Here is a 2,176-nt window from a genome sequence, read left to right on the forward strand (position 1 = left end):
AATAATTTTTTCATGATATACTCCTTCACCATCCAAAAATACATATGGATGTTCAACATTTTAATGATTTTTTGATTTTTGATTATAAAAAGATGTTAAATTAAAATATCATGCCCAAACGGGCATCATCATTGTAGAAGCCATCATAGAAATAGAACACATTGTGAAAATATTATTTGTCATGTTCAAATCTCCTTTACTTCGATAGCTTAGCATCAGAATATCGACATCAAAAATAAAATGCAATAGGTTTTATGCAAAAAATTAAATTTTTATTCATTTAATATTCAATAAAACCTACTTAACTTATATCCCTATTCTTCCAATTTGCTTTATAAAGTCGTAAGAAAGTAATAACTTCCTTCTTTTTTTCAGATCTTGCAAACACAAAGGTATCAGCAGCTTCCCAAATTGAAAACCCTCCAATAATATTAACTGCATCATAAACAACTCTTTTTGCTAAACCCTCTAAAAAATAAGAAATAATTAATAGTAATGCACCAACAAGTAAAAATGCACTTACCTTAAAGGTTAAAGCTCTTAATTCATTTATTCTTCGTTTAAGAGAAAGTGCAATAAAGTTTTTATATGCTGTTTGAACTCTAGCAAAATCAACTTCATCATCTACAACAATAGAAAGCTCTGCACCTTTAGGAAGGTTTGAAGCAACAGTTTCGAGATAATCAATCACATCACTTGATGGAATATTTGAATTAACTTCACTAAAAAGCTCCTTTCCTGTAACTAGTATTTCTATTTCTTTTCCTAGCCCAGGAAAGATTTCTTTAATTGGAATTCTATGTTTTATTTCTTTAAGATATGAACGTAATTCTTTTTTCATCTTGATGCTAAAAGTCTAGCCGAAAGCTTATTACCAACTATTTGAATTACTTCAACAAGTACTAAGATTACAAGTACAGCTGCAACCATGTATGATGGTCTAAAGCGCTGATAACCATATCGAATTGCCAAGTCTCCGAGACCACCACCGCCAATAGCACCAGCCATAGCAGAGTAACCGATAAGGTTAATTATTGTAAGAGTAATACCAGAAACTAAAGATGGCATTGCTTCAGGAAGTAATACTTTAAAGATTATTTGAGCATTTGTTGATCCCATTGCCTTAGCAGCCTGCACTACTCCTGGATCAACCTCCTTTAGTGCTGATTCAATAATTCTAGCAACAAATGGAGCTGCAGCTATTGAAAGAGGAACTATAGTAGCCTTTGTTCCAATACTTGTTCCAACAATTAGGCGTGAAAGTGGAATTAAGATTATCATCAAAATAATAAAAGGAAAACTTCTTAAAACATTTACAATTCTTCCAAGCACACTATTTAAAAGTGGTTTTGGAATAATTCCACCCTGCTCTTCTGAGGATGTAACGTGAAGTAATACACCTAATGGGAGGCCTAAGATTAATGAAAAAATTGTTGAAAAGAATACCATTACAAGTGTTTCACCTGTAGCTTTTAATACAAGATTCATCATTTGATTCATTTTGTAGCCTCCACAATAATTCCGCCTTCCTTAAGCTTTTCAATTGCTATTTTTGCAGTCTCTTCATCTGGCCCGATATCGAGTACCATCATACCCATATCTTCCCCATTAACTGTCTGGACACCAGCTGCACGAATATTAAATAGAGCTCCGGTTTCCTTTGTTACACGGCTAATAATTGGAGTATCTGTAGCTTGTCCACGGAAGCGAAGTGTATAGTGTCCTGGCTCAGTAGACCATCGAACAACAGACTGGCTTACGTTAGTACCACTTGAAAGGAAATCCTTAGTTACATCAGAAACAGGAGATGCAAATACATCACTAACCTTACCTTCTTCTACAACTCTACCTGAATCAAGGACAGCTACATAGTCACATGCATCACGTACTACTTCCATTTGGTGTGTGATCATGACAACAGTAAGGTTCATTTTCTTTTGAATTTCTTTTATCAAAGCTAAAATTGCTCTAGTTGTTTGAGGGTCAAGTGCACTAGTTGCTTCATCACAAAATAAGATATCTGGCTGGACTGCAAGAGCTCTAGCAATTGCAACTCTCTGCTTTTGTCCACCAGAGAGAGTTGAAATAGGAGCATCTCCTCTTCCCTCTAAGCCTACTAAGCTAAGAAGTTCTTCACTTCTTTGTTTAATGTAAGCTTTATCCATATGGCAAATCT

General features: G+C 34.5%; 3 protein-coding genes. All 3 read right to left on the reverse strand.

All coding sequences use genetic code 11. The annotated features are described in order from the left end of the window. Positions 1 to 301: 301 nt before the first annotated feature. A complete protein-coding gene (locus SOY52_RS10575) occupies positions 302 to 841 on the reverse strand; it encodes a hypothetical protein (protein ID WP_320848920.1) in 540 nt (179 codons plus the stop codon). Next, positions 838 to 1,500, reverse strand: coding sequence for a methionine ABC transporter permease (locus SOY52_RS10580; RefSeq protein ID WP_320848921.1), 663 nt, complete (start codon positions 1,498 to 1,500; stop codon positions 838 to 840). Before SOY52_RS10580 ends, SOY52_RS10575 begins: the two co-directional genes overlap by 4 nt. Next, positions 1,497 to 2,176 (reverse strand): NIL domain-containing protein (locus SOY52_RS10585; protein WP_320848922.1); only part of this gene is annotated, 680 nt, incomplete at its 5' end. The genes SOY52_RS10585 and SOY52_RS10580, both read right to left, overlap by 4 nt.

Origin of the sequence: Bullifex sp., assembly GCF_034103065.1 — a bacterium.
Lineage (GTDB): Bacteria > Spirochaetota > Spirochaetia > Sphaerochaetales > Sphaerochaetaceae > Bullifex.